We start from the raw sequence: 15,112 nt of genomic DNA on the forward strand, positions 1-15,112 counted from the left end.
AAGTTTCCAATTCTTCTCCCCTAGGCGGGCATATAGTGCGTAGTATCAAGCATTTGTATATGCTAAACGTCAATGGGGTAGAGATTATATCATTCACTTCTCTTAACCATACAAGCTGATTTTTTAAGTAGTGGTTTCGAGAACCTTCCTTTGTTAAGGGGCGGAGGGGAATGGCGAGACTCCTGCGGGAAAAGAGTGCTAGGTGAGACCCCGGAAGGCGTCAGCCTGAGGAGGCTCATCGCGCTCCCGCGGAAAGCGAGCTATTCCCCGCAGCCCCCATCCACTCAACAAAAGTCTCGAAACTAAGTCTTCAAGAAACCTGCCATAGTGTTTAATAAACGTTGGGTAAAACCTTATTCGGGAGCTGACCAGGGTTCGGTTTGTTTTTTGTAGTCCAAAATCGTGAGTAGTAGGACAAGTAGGAAAAGGAAGCTGGACAGCTTGAATAACGTAGCTGTTTCGACGAATTGATAAATAAACCCGAGAATGAATGCGCTTGAACCGATACCAAGATCAATGGATGAATAATACATCCCGTTAGCAATCCCGCTTCGCTCTGTCGTTGTTTTAGAGATGACCCATGCTTGAAGAGCCGGCATCATCGACCCGAACCCAATCCCGAATATAGCACCTGCAATGACCAGGTGGACGTTCGAACTGGCTAGAGCAAGCACCCACATCGCGCTAAACGAAAGAACAGAACAAATCATGATCAATTTCCACGGGCCGTGTTTATCAAAGTAGCGGCCCGTGATGGGTCTCGTTATGGTTGCAAATACAGCATTGAAAAAGTAGAAAAGGAAGGTTCCGGAAAGTCCCTGTTCATTACCGAAAATGACGATGTAGGTGACGACAGAACCGTAGCCGAAGGTATTCAAAATCGTAACGAGTGCCGGATACCAGCTTCTTTTTTCAATGAGCGAACCTGTAAAAGAGAAGCGTGGAGGATCTTCTTGGTTCTTATATACCTGATCCGGTGTTACAAAACTTGTTACAGAGAAGAGTACAATGGCAATCATACCTAAGCCAGCAGCAATGCCAACGAGTAGGTCGAAGGAATAATTCTGGTAAAGGTAGATACCGAGGCTCGGGGCCATAATCATCCCGACCGTTACGGAAAGGCCGAAATACCCCATACCTTCGCCAACACGTCTTCTGGGAACGAGATCGACAGCAGCCGTTCCGTTTACCGTTGTTGACCAGCCCCACGCGATCCCGTGAATGAAACGAATGATTAAGAGAATGACAACCACTTGGGTAATCGGGTAAAGGGCGGTCATGACGAGTAAGGAAACGGCTCCGATCAATACAAGGATTTTGCGTGGACGAGTCATCAACAGGTGGCCGATGAAGGGTCGTATGGCGATGGCTGCAAAAGCAAACGTCGTCGTAATCAGTCCTACTTGTAAACCCGACCCTCCAATGGATTCTATATAGGGAGGGAGGTTTGGAAGAAGCATTTGAAAGCTCATGAATGTGAAGAGGTTGGCTAAGATCAAAAATATGAACGGCCATGTCCAAAGTTTTGGTTTTGGCATTTCTTTTCCCCGCTTTCATATCAAGTATGATTCGTCATATGTCCAAAAAAGGAAACCCACTATAAATAGCGGGTTTCCTCTACTATTATTCTGGATTCGTGGTTTCTCTTCTTTCCAGCCATTCTTCGTAAAAATGACTGATGATGGCTTTCAGTACCGCATAGGTCGGAATCGCGAACAGCAATCCCAGGAATCCGGCGAGACTTCCTGCTGCCAGAATTAAAGTGATGATGGTCAGTGGGTGGATGCTGAGTGCTTTCCCCATGACGTTCGGGGAGACAAAGTTTCCTTCCAGCTGTTGCGCGATAATTGTGATTACGGCTACCCAGACAGCAAGGATCGGGTCCTGGAACAGTCCTACGAGCAGGGCTGGAATCACAGCTAAAAATGGACCGACAAATGGAATGACATTCATGACCATGGCGAATAAGGCCAGGGTGAGGGCGTACCTTAAATCTATGATCATGTAGCCGATCAAAAGCAGGAGGCCAACGACGATACTGACTGTCATTTGACCCAGGATGAAAGCATTCAGCGTGTAATCCACAGAACGGGCAAGCTTCTCGAAGCTCTTAGCAGCACGATCACTTAAAAACTGCTTAATGAAGGGTACAAGCTTATCTCCATCTTTTAACATGAAGAAAAGGAAGAAAGGAATAAGCACAAGCGCAAAGACAAAACCAATCAGCTGACTGACGACATTGATAATGACCGTTGGTGCTCCTTGTAAAGAGGTTTCTAAGTTATTGACTACACTATCAATGGTGCTGTTGAATTCACTTGGAATAATGTCCTGATTTTGCTGCCAGTACGTGACGGTTTCACTCAGCATATCCGCCATCTCAGGGATGTTATCCACAAGTTTTGTGAACTGCTCCTGCGCAATTGGAGCAATGAAACGGGTGATCAGGAATCCAATGAATATGTAGAAAAGAAAGATGATCAGTATTCCTAGAATACGCGGCACCCGGTATTTTTCTAATAGCTGCAGCATCGGACGGGAAATATAAAAAAGAATCCCTCCGCCAATGAGAGGAACAGCGATGGCTGCAATATAGGTCAGAATGGGTTCAAAGAAAAAATGGATTTGGTTTAATAATAAAACCAACAGGGAGAGAAGGATGGCGGTTACAATGACTTGGAACCAACGTTTATGAATCAAAAGCGGACACACCTTTTTGTAAGAGTTTAATCACTATGTTAAGAATACCAAAGTTTGCCGGTGAAGCAATACATTTACTTTTAATCTTAGTAAGAATAAACTGAAAAAAGAAGCAAGAATTTGAAGGAGGAACTTGAATGAAGAATGAACTACTGGAACGCTTTACTTCTTATGTGAAAATCGATACGCAATCGAATGAAAACAGCCCGGCCACTCCTTCCACCGAAAAACAATGGGAGCTCGCTGATAAACTGGTGAATGAACTGAAGGGGATTGGGATGCAGGAGGTCACAGTGGATGATCACGCGTATGTAATGGCAACACTCCCGGCCAATACGGATAAAGAAGTCCCGGTCATCGGTTTTCTTGCGCACATCGATACAGCCACCGACTTTACAGGGGCTGGAGTGAGCCCGCAAGTCGTCGAGGATTATGACGGTGGGACGATTGTATTGAACAAGGATGTGGTGCTGTCACCAGATGAATTCCCGGAACTACCTACATATAAAGGGCAGACTTTAATTACAACAGACGGTACGACACTTCTTGGAGCAGATAACAAAGCGGGGATTTCGGAAATCATGACAGCCCTGAATCATTTGATTAAGAACCCGGATATTAAGCATGGGAAAATCCGGGTAGCTTTTACTCCGGACGAGGAAATTGGAAGAGGCCCACATAAATTTGACGTGGAGCGGTTTGGTGCGGCTTATGCTTATACGGTCGATGGTGGTCCGCTGGGTGAACTTCAATATGAAAGCTTCAATGCGGCAACAGCTAAAGTGGTTTTCCATGGTCATAGCGTTCACCCGGGGACAGCCAAGAATAAAATGGTGAATGCAGCGAAGCTTGCGATGGCTTTTCACCATTCCTTACCCGAACAAGAAGCTCCTGAGCATACGGAAGAATATGAAGGCTTTTTCCACCTTCACTCGATACAGGGAGACGTTGAGAAAGCTGAATTGACATATTTGATTCGTGACCATGACAAAGATGCGTTTCAACAGAAAAAAGAAAAGATGGAGCAAACAGCAGAAACCATCCGTGAACAACATGGCAGGAAACGAGTGGAACTGACCATCGAAGACCAGTATTACAACATGGGGGATAAAATCAAACCGGTGAAACATATTGTGGATATTGCTCACGCTGCTATGTTGAATAAAGGTGTGGAACCCCTTGTGAAACCGATCAGGGGAGGAACGGATGGCTCTCAACTTTCCTATATGGGACTGCCGACTCCAAACCTATTCACAGGTGGAGAGAATTTTCATGGGAAGTATGAATATATTTCGCTTGAAAGTATGGAAAAAGCGACCGAGGTCATTGTCGAGATTGCCCGGTTATTTGAAGATCAGGCAGATAAGTAAGAGAAGACGCGAATAGCTCAAACGTTCGTTCAATAGTGCATAAGGAAACCTTCCTGTCCTCATACTAGAATTATTCTATACAGTGGGCAGGAAAGTCGTTGACAAAACAAGGTTGCGTGCTATGATTATGGGTAGATGTAGCATTCCTAAAGGGGAGTAGCTGGGACAATAAAGTCGTCATTTCGGGAAACATTCCCCGGCTTTATTGGCAACGGAAGTTGTTAGCGAGACCTTTACCCACTGTGGTAAAGGTCTATTCTTTTGGTCCTTACCATAGTGGTGGGGACCATTTTTTATGGAAAAGGAGAGAATAGAATTGGATGCTCAATTATTGATTGAATACGGTTGGGTTTTGATTGTGCTTGTCGGATTGGAAGGGATTCTTGCAGCTGACAACGCCCTTGTACTAGCAATCATGGTCAAACACCTGCCGGAAGAAAAAAGGAAAAAGGCTTTATTTTACGGTTTAGCGGGTGCATTTATACTTAGATTCGGATCTCTATTTATCATTTCCTTCCTTGTCGACGTGTGGCAGGTTCAAGCATTGGGAGCTGCTTACTTACTTTTCATTTCAGGAAAACACCTCTTTGACCGGTGGCGGACCAAAGGGGATGATTATGAAGAAGAAATGGAAGAAGATGCAGGGGATCAGCGTGGTAAAGGCTTTTGGGCGACTGTCCTTAAAGTAGAGCTTGCCGACCTCGCTTTTGCCGTGGACTCTATATTAGCTGCCGTCGCTCTTGCTGTCGCTTTGCCTGAAACAGATCTACCGGAAGTCGGAAGCTTGGACGGTGCACAATTCGCCGTCATCCTCACCGGTGGTATGATCGGTATTATCATCATGCGTTTTGCGGCCGGTTACTTTGTGAAACTTCTGAAGTCCCGTCCAGGTTTAGAAGTAGCGGCATTTGTTATTGTCGGCTGGGTCGGTGTCAAATTAGTTGTCTCTACGCTTGCTCACCCGAACATACAAATTTTGGATGAGCACTTCGCTCATTCGACCTTATGGAAAATTATTTTCTATTCTATCCTTGTCCTGATCGCAGCATTGGGATGGTTCTTATCAGAGAAAAAAGAAGTGGAAGAAGAATAACTAAAAAGCTGTGGCCTTCGCCGCAGCTTTTCTTATGGGCAAATTCTTTTACTTTCCTTATGAGAAAGTTAAGATAAAGAAAAGGGAGACAAAGGAGGGCTAACTAATGGGCAAAGCAGCTCAGCATCCTTCACAACAGTTTCATTATATAAAGAATAGGATACAAATGCTCAACCAGGTCGTATCCAGTATGGATGCAGAAAATGTGGACATCCAGGATTTCAATCGTGTTTTGGATATGATTGAGCAGCTCCAGGTGAAAATGTCCCGCTTTAAAAAAGATTGGGAGCAGGAATCATGAACATTCATTGGACACCTATCACTCAGCAAGACGCAGAAGAAATTGCAGCATGGAAATATCCTGAGCCCTATAATTTTTATGATATGACGGCTGATGAAGAAGATTTAGAGCTGTTCATTAATCCTGAAAAGCGGAGTCCTCATACGTTTAGTGGTCACAAGGACGGAGAGTTGACCGGTTTCCTGACGGTGGATTTAGAAAACCACCCCACTGTTGATCTTGGTTTAGGTATGCACCCGGATGAAACAGGTAAAGGAGAAGGGGAAAGCTTCGTGCAAGCCTGTCTCGAATTTGCAGCAAAAAGGTATGAAGCCACAGCTTTCACACTTTCTGTTGCTACATTCAATGAACGTGCGATTTCTGTTTACGAACGTCTAGGCTTCAAAAAGAAGCACACGTTTACGCAGGCAACAAATGGGGGACATTATGAGTTCCTTTCGATGGAGAAATAAACAAGGAGAGTGGCATCATGGCTTTGCATCATTTTCATTTGAAAGCCGACTGGCCGGGAGGCAGGAATGAAGTCGGCTACATTGAATCCGAAAAGCTGAAAACAAAAATATCCATACCAAAAGAAATGGATGGACCGGATGTAGGAACTAACCCAGACGAGATGCTTCTGGGAGCGGCGTCCACTTGTTACATCATCAGCCTCGCAGCTTTGATTGAAAGGGCGGAATTACCTCTAGAAGAAATGGATATGGAGTCCGAAGGGATCGTGGATGTGACCGATGGAATTTTCACCTATCAAAAGATCATTCACAGACCGAGAGTAGTCCTGCGCCCGGAAGCGGACGAAAAAGATTTATCCAAACTGAACCGCCTCATTGAAAAGGCTGAAAAGAGCTGTATGATCTCAAAAGCCATTCAAGGGAATGTTGAACTTGAAATGGAAGCAGACACAAGAATTGCTGAATGACAAAAAGGACGGCCCCTTACAGGCCGTCCTTTTTGTTTTCCTCAAGCTGATGGAGGACCAGGAGTTATTGGGTTAATAAATAGACACGTGCTTCGAAAGGTTTAAGTGTAAAACTATTTTCATCCACATGTTTATCAACAATCAGGTTTGAGAGGATTAAGTCGTCCGAATTTAGTGTATAAGAAGACTTAAATGCTGCTGTCTTTTTCGTCAGGTTCGAAATCACTAGAGCTGTCTGATCGCCAAGTGTTCTCGTATAAGCATAAATCTGTTTGTCGTCTGGAAGAATCAACTCATACGTCCCATAGGTGAAGAGGTCATATTGTTTCTTTAGACGAATCATTTCTTTATAGTGATTCAGAATTGAATGGGGGTCGTCTTGCTGGTCTGCGACATTGATGACCTTGTAGTTCGGATTGATTTTCATCCAAGGCGTTCCGCTTGTGAATCCAGCATTTTCCTCATGACTCCATTGCATAGGGGTCCGACTGTTATCCCTGGAGGTATTCCAAAGAATCTGTATGATTTCTTCGTGAGACATGCCTTTTTCTTTTTTCGCCTTGTATAAATTCTTCGCTGCGACATCATCATAATCTTCAATAGAAGGGAAGGCCACATTTGTCATACCGATTTCCTGTCCCTGATAGATGTACGGTGTTCCTTGCATGAAGAAATACATCGTTGCAATGGATGTTGCACTTTCCCGCCAGTAGACTTCGTCGTCTCCCCACGTAGATACAACACGGGCTTTATCGTGGTTTTCTACGAATAGAGCATTCCATCCGTCACCTTCCAAAGCTTTCTGCCAGCGTGTAAGTACTTCTTTCAACCCTGGGATATCGAGCTGTTGCTCTGCATCCTGATCCCAGAGATCCAAATGTTCAAATTGGAAAATCATATCCATTTTCCCGTTGTCTCCAACCCATAGATCGGCTTCGTCGGCACTAACACCATTCGCTTCGCCGACGGTCATGACGTCATAATTGCTGTACGTTTCGTCTTTGAATTCTTGTAAAAATTTATGGATGCCTTCCTGATTCATATGCATATCAAAGGAAGATACGTATTTCTCTTTCTTCGGATTTGGCATATCAGGGAAGTCCGGGCGTTTTTTAATGTGACTGATGGCATCAATGCGGAAGCCATCAATCCCTTTTTCCAGCCACCAGTTGACCGTATCATATAACGCTTCACGAACTTTGGGGTTTTCCCAGTTCAGATCCGGCTGTTTGGTGGAGAATACGTGCAAATAATATTGCTCTGTTTTTTCATCGTACTGCCAGGCAGAACCATCAAAGATACTTTCCCAGTTGTTTGGTTCGGCACCTTTTTTTCCGTCCCGCCAAATGTACCAGTCACGCTTCGGATTGTCTTTGGATCTTCTAGATTCAATGAACCATGGGTGCTCATCGCTTGTGTGGTTGAGCACAAGATCAATGATCAGTTTCATGTCCCGTTTGTGTACTTCCTGAAGCAATCGATCGAAATCTGCCATCGTTCCGAATTCTTCTAGAATGTCCTGATAATCAGAGATATCGTAGCCATTGTCATCTTTGGGAGACTTGTACATCGGGCAGATCCAAATAAAATCAATGCCCATTTCTTTCAAATAATCAAGCCTGTCAATCATACCTTGCAAATCCCCGATTCCGTCACCGTTCGAATCTTGGAAACTGCGAGGATAGACTTGGTATCCAACCGCTTCCTTCCACCATACACGTTCCATAGTATTCCCCTCATTTCATTACAGTTATATGCAACCGATTGCGCATTTTGTGAAAAAATAAAAACCTGATCACATTCCAAGCTTTTACTGAATTAATATTTTTATAAATTCTTCCAAGTTTTGTGCAAACGTTTTCTTAATGTAATCTATCTTATCCGATTTTATCTGTTTTTACAATAGGAATTGTAGTGAAAAATGAAAATAGAGGAGTTCATTTGAATTGCACTTTATAAATAAATCCGATATGATTTATATTGTAACGGAAAATTGAATAACGTAAACCTTCGGGGTCGGGTGAAAATCCCAGCCGGCGGTAATGAGCATATGCTCCGAGCCCGCGACGGAGAATCAGTGTTAGGCACGGTTCTCCCTGATTTGGTGAAACTCCAAAGCCGACAGTTATAGTCTGGATGGGAGAAGGTTGTAGAAACGTAAAGGTACTAAAATCAAAGCAATACGGGTACCCTTTTTTAAGTGTATGCGATTTACGTTCAACGACCCTGGAGAAGTCTGTCTTCTTCAGGGTTTTTTTATTTTTTCGGCAAAGCATGCCGGTTGGAAAAGGTGGTGAAGGTCTTGGATCGGGATGAAAGGTATATGAGAATGGCTGTAGATATGGCGCGGGAAACGGTTGGTCAGACAAGTCCGAATCCCTCCGTCGCTGCGATTGTCGTTAAGCATAATCAGATGGTGGGCGTAGGCGTTCATGTCAAGGCAGGAGAGCCTCATGCCGAAGTTCATGCACTCCGCATGGCAGGAGAGAAGGCGAGAGATGCAGAAATTTATGTCACACTTGAACCGTGCAGCCACTATGGGCAGACCCCCCCATGTGTAGAAGCCATCATGGAAGCTGGCATAAAAAGAGTGGTGGTTGCATCGAATGATCCCAATCCTAAAGTATCCGGCAGAGGTATTCGGATGATGAGAGAGCATGGTCTTGAGGTGAAGACAGAGGTGCTGAAAGAAGAGGCAGATGAAATCAATGCTTCCTTTTTTCACTTCATCCAAAAGAAAGAACCTTATGTCCGTTTGAAGACGGCTATGAGTTTGGATGGAAAGATCGCCACATCCACAGGAGAAAGCCAGTGGATTACGGGTGAAGAAGCGCGCCGTGATGGCCACCACTATCGCCATCGCTCTGATGGCATCTTAGTTGGAATCAATACAGTGCTGATGGATAACCCTAAGCTGACAACGCGAATAGAGGGAGAAGGCCGTCATCCAAAAAGGATCGTCCTTGATACCCATCTCAGGATACCGCCTTCCTCTCAGTTGATCCAGGACGACTCAGCGCCAACATGGGTGTTCACAGGGAATCATGTGAAAAAAGAAGCGATGGATACCTTTGAAAACTATGAACATGTCACCATCATCCCACTTCACGGTGAAGAGGTTTCCATAGAAGAAGTCCTGCGGTATTTAGGAGAACGAAAAGTCACTTCTTTGCTTGTTGAAGGAGGAGCGACGATTGCGGATGCCTTCGTACGTGCGGGAAAAGTGGATGAAACCGTGACGTATATGGCACCGAAGTTAATCGGAGGAAAAGAAGCCTTAACACCTGTGGGCGGAAAAGGCATTCAACAATTAAAGAATGTAAGCTCCTTTGAAATCGTTTCGACTGAAAAAATAGGGGATGACATTAAAATTGTTTCCGTTAGAAAAGGAGAATCTTAATGTTTACGGGGATCGTTGAAGAAATAGGAACATTAAAATCAGTAAAAAATAAAACCGAAGCACTCGAAGTGAACCTTTCAGCCAAAGAAATTTTAACAGACGTCAAATTAGGCGACAGCATATCCGTCAATGGCGTGTGTCTGACTGTAACAAACTTTTCGGAGCAGACGGTTTCTTTTGACGTCATGCCTGAAACATACCGAGCTACGAACATTCATGAACTTCAGCAGGGCGACCCGGTGAACCTGGAAAGGGCGATGGCTGCAGGCGGACGTTTCGGAGGACATTTAGTTTCCGGACATATTGATGGAACGGGTAAAATCGTTTCGAAAAAGCCTGAATCCAATGCCGTTTATTATGAAATTGAACTACCTGATGAACTTATCCAATATTTCGTATATAAAGGGTCCATTGCTGTGGACGGGACTTCTCTGACGGTTTTTGGTGTCGATGACTCCAAAGTGACGATTTCCCTTATTCCTCATACGATGGAGCACACGGTGCTCGGCGCAAAGGGACCTGGTGACAGTGTCAATATTGAGTGCGACATGATCGGAAAATATGTGGCTCATTTTTTGAGCGGACAAAACAAAGAAGAGCCGAAGTCGAGGCTGTCCAAACAGTTTCTTTCTGACAACGGCTTTGCATAAGAGGGTGAAATGATGTTTGATTCAGTTGAAAAAGCCATTGAAGATTTAAAAAAGGGGAAACTTGTCATTGTATGTGATGACGAAGATCGTGAAAATGAAGGAGATTTAATTGGGATTGCTGAGTATGCTTCTTCTGAAATGATCAATTTCATGATCAAGCACGGACGCGGACTTGTCTGCGCCCCGATCACGAATGATCTGGCTCAGAATTTAGAACTTGCGCCGATGGTCGATAACAATTCGGATCCCAATCAGACGGCCTTTACTGTAAGTATCGATCACAAAGATACAACGACGGGAATATCTGCGGATGAACGGGCATTGACGATTAAGGAAATGTTGAACCCGGAAACGACAGCAGCAGACTTCCAGAAGCCGGGGCATATTTTTCCTTTAATTGCGAAAGAAGGCGGCGTCCTGCGCCGGGCAGGGCATACGGAAGCATCTGTAGACCTTGCCGAGCTTGCTGGAGCACGCCCGGCTGGTGTCATTTGCGAGATCATTAAAGACGATGGAACGATGGCGCGTGTGCCTGACCTAAGAAAAATGGCGGATGAGTTTGACCTCCCTATGATCACGATTGCAGATCTTATCCAATACCGTCATAAAAAGGAGAATCACGTCAAACGCGAAGTGGAAGTGAAAATGCCGACAGAATACGGAGATTTCCGTGCGATCGGATTTTCCAATGATATTGATTTCAAAGATCACATCGCGTTGGTCAAAGGGGAAATCAATCCGGATGAACCGACGCTAGTCCGTGTTCACTCTGAGTGTTTGACAGGAGATGTGTTCGGTTCTTACCGCTGTGACTGTGGTCCACAGCTGCATAATGCGCTGAGACAGATTTCGGAGAACGGAAGCGGCGTCCTTCTCTATATGAGACAGGAAGGCCGTGGAATCGGACTCATGAATAAACTTCAAGCATACAAACTTCAAGAAGAAGGTTTGGATACAGTAGAAGCGAATGAGAAGCTTGGGTTCGGGCCTGATTTAAGAGATTACGGAGTAGGTGCCCAAATCCTTAAAGATCTCGGCATTACTAAATTGCGACTTCTTACGAACAATCCGAAAAAGATCTCAGGTCTTGGAGGTTTTGGGCTGGAAGTTGTTGATCGCGTTCCGATCCAAATGGAATCAAGAGAAGAAAACGAAAGATACCTAAAAACAAAACAATCGAAAATGGGACACTTATTTCACTATTAGAAGGGATGAAAGAAACATGGTAAAAACGTTAGAAGGTAATCTCGTAGGCACAGGATTGAAAGTCGGGATCGTTGTCGGTCGTTTCAACGATTTCATTACAGGAAAGTTATATGAAGGCGCGGTTGATGCGTTCAAGCGTCATGGCATTGAATTGAATGACGTTGAAGTGGCTTATGTACCAGGAGCTTTTGAAATCCCACTGGTGGCAAGCAAAATGGCGAACTCAGGAAAATACGATGCTGTCGTTACACTTGGAGCGGTTATTCGCGGTTCTACTCCTCACTTCGACTATGTATGTAGTGAAGCGGCTAAAGGTGTATCGAACGCCTCTCAACAAAGCGGCATTCCGGTCATCTTCGGCGTCATTACGACAGATACTATTGAACAGGCGATTGAGCGCGCGGGTACAAAGGCAGGAAACAAAGGCTGGGAAGCAGCTACGGCGGCCATTGAAATGGCAACCCTGCTTAAAAACTTCGAATAATGATAAAGAGCTGACCATGTACAGGTCAGCTCTTTTTTTGTTATTGGACGATGAAAATTCCTTGATGAAAGGAAAAACTATTATTAAGAAGTGTCCACATGTGGATAAGTGGCTTTCCGTAGTTTATATCCACAAGTAAAAAGGAAGGGTAAAGGAGGAAGGAGGGGGAAGGATGACAAGGAGAGCTGTATGGTTTAGGCGTGATTTAAGGTTGAACGACCACACCGCTTTAGCTAAAGCGTTAGAAGATACAAAAAACGAGGATCAAATCGTACTGTTCTTCCATATCCACCCATCATTAAATGAATCATTTACACCAAGGCATGATTATTTTTTCCAAACATTAAAGAGTGTCGTAGACAGGGCGGAAGAATTAAAGGCCCCTGTCCATTTCATTCATGGAGAAACGGAAAAAGCTTTTCAGCATCTGATCGAGGAGTTAAATGTGGAGATGGTTTATTTCAACAGAGATGAAGTCGGATTTGGGAAAGAGCGCGATGCTTCGATTATCGAGTACTTAAGCGGTCAAGATGTAGACGTCTATTCCTACATCGACCACCATCTTCATGGGGCTGATGAAGTGCAGAAGAACGACGGTGGATTTTACAAGGTTTTCTCTCCCTATCTTAAGAAGTGGAAGCAGCTTCAGAAGCCGGCCATTCAAAGAGTCGATGTGGATCTGTTATCTTCTGCTGCCCTGGATGAGAGGAAGGCATTTTCTGATGGCCAGCGAGCATATGATGATTTGATCAAGAAAACCGGTGGCACGTATGAAGGTGTCGGAGAAAAAGATGCACTGGAGCGACTGAATCATTTTCTTGATGAGGATATTTATGACTACGATGATCGGCGGGATTTCCCTGCTCTCGATGGGACGAGTCTAATGTCCCGTTTTCTTCGTACAGGAGCGATATCCATCAGAACCATCTACCATAAAATTGAAGAGGATGTCGATTTCAGAAAAAACACCTCTGGAGTCGATACGTACATTTCTGAGCTTGCCTGGCGGGATTTTTATAACATGATTTATCATTTTTACCCGGATGCTAATACAACAGAAATGGTGGAAAAATACCGAGGGATTCCGTGGAACAATGATGACGACTTACTTGGGAAATGGAAAGAAGGTCAGACAGGGTTTCCGCTGATTGATGCAGCGATGCGCCAGCTGAATGAAACAGGGTGGATGCATAACCGACTGCGCATGGCGGTCGCTTCCTTCTTGACGAAAGATCTGCTTATGGATTGGCGTGAAGGGGAAAGGTACTTTTCTGAACGGCTGGTGGATTATGATCCTGCTTCAAACATCGGGGGATGGCAATGGGCGGCCTCTACAGGCACCGATCCTGTCCCGTACTTCCGTGTTTTCAATCCGATACGGCAGTCCGAGCGGTTTGATCCCCACGGCCGTTTCATAAAAGAATGGCTTCCTGAACTTGAAAATGTGAAAAAGAAGCGCATTCATGAACCATCCAAAATGACAGAAGAAGAGCAGAAGGAAGCAGGGTGTATCATCGGGGAAGACTACCCTGAACCGATTGTCGACCATAAAACGATGAGAGAACGAGCGATTGAAATGTTCAAAGATAAAACATAACAGCGTTCGTTCTAGGAAACATGGTCGGGATATGAAATAATAGATAGAGAATGAAGAAGTTGGAGGTTTGGATATTGAATAAACATCAGAAACAAATGGAAAAGTATGCAGATCTGGCTTTGAAAAAAGGTGTGAATCTACAAAGAGGGCAGGGCCTGATTATCAATGCGCCAATTGAAGCGGCTGAGCTTGTACGTACGATTTCAGCGAAAGCTTATGGCAGGGGCGCGAAGAATGTTCACTTGGAATGGAATGATGAAGTTCTCAGTTACATGAAGATGAAGAATGCTCCGATGGATGTGCTCGAGAATTTCCCTAAATGGAAAGCGGAAGGCTTGGAAGAGATGGTCAAAGATGGGTATGCGCTTTTATCCATTTACGGACCTAATCCTGATTTATTCAAGGGCATCGATTCGGAAAGGATCGCCAAGGCGAATAAAGCAAGCGGCGAAGCTCTCACCAAATATAGAGACTATATAATGAATGATAAAACCACATGGTCGATTATTGCCTATCCTCAGGAAGCCTGGGCTCAAAAGGTATTTCCGGACGATTCTCCTGAGAAAGCACAGGACAAGTTGTGGGAACAAATTTTCCAAATTACACGAATCGATCAGGAAGACCCGATTAAAGCATGGGAAGAGCATAACGAAAAACTTCGTCAGGCTCGAGAGTATTTGAATCAAAAGCAATATAAAAAACTTCACTATAAAGCCCCGGGCACCGAGTTGTCGATCGAGCTCGTCCAGAACCACATTTGGCATGGCGGTTCAACGACTTCAGAGAAAGGGACGGAATTCAACCCGAACATTCCTACAGAAGAAGTGTTCACCATGCCTCACAAAACAGGGGTGCAAGGCAAAGTCACAAGTACGAAACCTCTCAATTATGGCGGAAACCTGATCGAGAACTTCACGCTGACGTTCGAAAATGGGAAAGTCGTTGATTATCAAGCGGAATCTGGAGAAGAGACGTTAAAACATCTGCTTGAAAGTGATGATGGAGCCAAACGTCTGGGAGAGGTTGCACTTGTTCCAAACGAATCTCCAATCTCTAAATCAGGGCACATTTTCTATAACACGCTTTATGATGAAAATGCTTCCTGTCACCTGGCTTTAGGAAAAGCCTACCCGACCAATATCCGCGGAGGATCATCCTTTAACAAAGATCAAATGGATTCCCATGGAGTCAATGACAGCTTGATTCATGAAGATTTCATGATGGGTTCCGAGGAGTTGGATATTGATGGTGAAACAAAAGAAGGGGAGTTTGAAGCGATTTTCCGTAAAGGCTCATGGGCCATCGACTTTGAGTGATTCCAGCGAGGCATCCGTAGAGGGTGTCTCTTTTTTAGACATAACAATTCATAACAGAAGATAACAATTGGTTTAC

Annotated in this window: 14 protein-coding genes and 1 riboswitch; of the genes, 11 read left to right on the plus strand and 3 right to left on the minus strand. The window is 44.5% G+C overall.

The window, feature by feature from the left end:
• Positions 1 to 353 precede the first annotated feature (353 nt).
• Together GLW00_RS02035 and GLW00_RS02040 are read right to left on the minus strand one after the other, a co-directional pair.
• Positions 354 to 1,538 (minus strand): MFS transporter, encoded by a 1,185-nt coding sequence (locus GLW00_RS02035; protein ID WP_160910809.1) that lies wholly within the window; start codon positions 1,536 to 1,538, stop codon positions 354 to 356.
• A gap of 85 nt (positions 1,539 to 1,623) precedes the next feature.
• The gene (locus tag GLW00_RS02040; RefSeq protein WP_160910810.1) at positions 1,624 to 2,700 is read right to left on the minus strand and encodes an AI-2E family transporter; all 1,077 of its coding nucleotides are present in this window, start codon (positions 2,698 to 2,700) and stop codon (positions 1,624 to 1,626) included.
• Between the two features lie 137 nt (positions 2,701 to 2,837).
• On the opposite strand from GLW00_RS02040, the gene pepT reads away from it, so the two are divergent.
• The 5 genes from pepT (at position 2,838) to GLW00_RS02065 (ending at position 6,383) form a co-directional block, all read left to right on the plus strand.
• Positions 2,838 to 4,070 carry a peptidase T gene (gene pepT, locus GLW00_RS02045; RefSeq protein WP_160910811.1) on the plus strand — a complete coding sequence of 411 codons (1,233 nt, stop codon included), beginning with the start codon at positions 2,838 to 2,840 and terminating at the stop codon, positions 4,068 to 4,070.
• 316 nt (positions 4,071 to 4,386) lie between these two features.
• Positions 4,387 to 5,163 carry a TerC family protein gene (locus GLW00_RS02050; protein WP_160910812.1) on the plus strand — a complete coding sequence of 259 codons (777 nt, stop codon included), beginning with the start codon at positions 4,387 to 4,389 and terminating at the stop codon, positions 5,161 to 5,163.
• Between the two features lie 106 nt (positions 5,164 to 5,269).
• The gene (locus GLW00_RS02055; RefSeq protein WP_160910813.1) at positions 5,270 to 5,464 is read left to right on the plus strand and encodes an SE1561 family protein; all 195 of its coding nucleotides are present in this window, start codon (positions 5,270 to 5,272) and stop codon (positions 5,462 to 5,464) included.
• A complete protein-coding gene (locus GLW00_RS02060; RefSeq protein ID WP_160910814.1) occupies positions 5,461 to 5,916 on the plus strand; it encodes a GNAT family N-acetyltransferase in 456 nt (151 codons plus the stop codon). Before GLW00_RS02055 ends, GLW00_RS02060 begins: the two co-directional genes overlap by 4 nt.
• A gap of 17 nt (positions 5,917 to 5,933) precedes the next feature.
• Positions 5,934 to 6,383 carry an OsmC family protein gene (locus GLW00_RS02065; RefSeq protein ID WP_160910815.1) on the plus strand — a complete coding sequence of 150 codons (450 nt, stop codon included), beginning with the start codon at positions 5,934 to 5,936 and terminating at the stop codon, positions 6,381 to 6,383.
• Positions 6,384 to 6,447: 64 nt separating this feature from the next.
• Here the strand turns inward: GLW00_RS02065 and GLW00_RS02070 are convergent, their stop codons facing one another.
• Complete coding sequence (locus tag GLW00_RS02070; protein WP_160910816.1) at positions 6,448 to 8,109, minus strand: glycoside hydrolase family 13 protein; 1,662 nt, start codon at positions 8,107 to 8,109, stop codon at positions 6,448 to 6,450.
• A gap of 276 nt (positions 8,110 to 8,385) precedes the next feature.
• Positions 8,386 to 8,535, plus strand: a riboswitch (FMN riboswitch).
• 171 nt (positions 8,536 to 8,706) lie between these two features.
• Here GLW00_RS02070 and ribD point away from each other — a divergent pair.
• From ribD to GLW00_RS02100, 6 genes are all read left to right on the plus strand, one after another.
• Positions 8,707 to 9,783, plus strand: a complete 1,077-nt coding sequence (ribD, locus tag GLW00_RS02075) for a bifunctional diaminohydroxyphosphoribosylaminopyrimidine deaminase/5-amino-6-(5-phosphoribosylamino)uracil reductase RibD (RefSeq protein ID WP_160911813.1) — start codon at positions 8,707 to 8,709, stop codon at positions 9,781 to 9,783.
• Positions 9,783 to 10,433 (plus strand): riboflavin synthase, encoded by a 651-nt coding sequence (ribE, locus tag GLW00_RS02080; protein ID WP_160910817.1) that lies wholly within the window; start codon positions 9,783 to 9,785, stop codon positions 10,431 to 10,433. The genes ribD and ribE overlap by 1 nt, the downstream gene beginning before the upstream one ends.
• 12 nt (positions 10,434 to 10,445) lie before the next feature.
• Positions 10,446 to 11,639, plus strand: a complete 1,194-nt coding sequence (locus GLW00_RS02085; RefSeq protein WP_160910818.1) for a bifunctional 3,4-dihydroxy-2-butanone-4-phosphate synthase/GTP cyclohydrolase II — start codon at positions 10,446 to 10,448, stop codon at positions 11,637 to 11,639.
• 16 nt (positions 11,640 to 11,655) lie between these two features.
• Positions 11,656 to 12,123 (plus strand): 6,7-dimethyl-8-ribityllumazine synthase, encoded by a 468-nt coding sequence (gene ribH, locus GLW00_RS02090; protein WP_160910819.1) that lies wholly within the window; start codon positions 11,656 to 11,658, stop codon positions 12,121 to 12,123.
• 172 nt (positions 12,124 to 12,295) lie between these two features.
• Positions 12,296 to 13,720: a cryptochrome/photolyase family protein gene (locus GLW00_RS02095; RefSeq protein ID WP_160910820.1), complete on the plus strand. Its 1,425-nt coding sequence runs from the start codon at positions 12,296 to 12,298 to the stop codon at positions 13,718 to 13,720.
• A gap of 74 nt (positions 13,721 to 13,794) precedes the next feature.
• Positions 13,795 to 15,036, plus strand: a complete 1,242-nt coding sequence (locus GLW00_RS02100) for an aminopeptidase (RefSeq protein ID WP_160910821.1) — start codon at positions 13,795 to 13,797, stop codon at positions 15,034 to 15,036.
• Positions 15,037 to 15,112 lie beyond the last annotated feature (76 nt).

The sequence above is a fragment of the Halobacillus litoralis genome, from assembly GCF_009856445.1.
Lineage (GTDB): Bacteria > Bacillota > Bacilli > Bacillales > Halobacillaceae > Halobacillus > Halobacillus litoralis.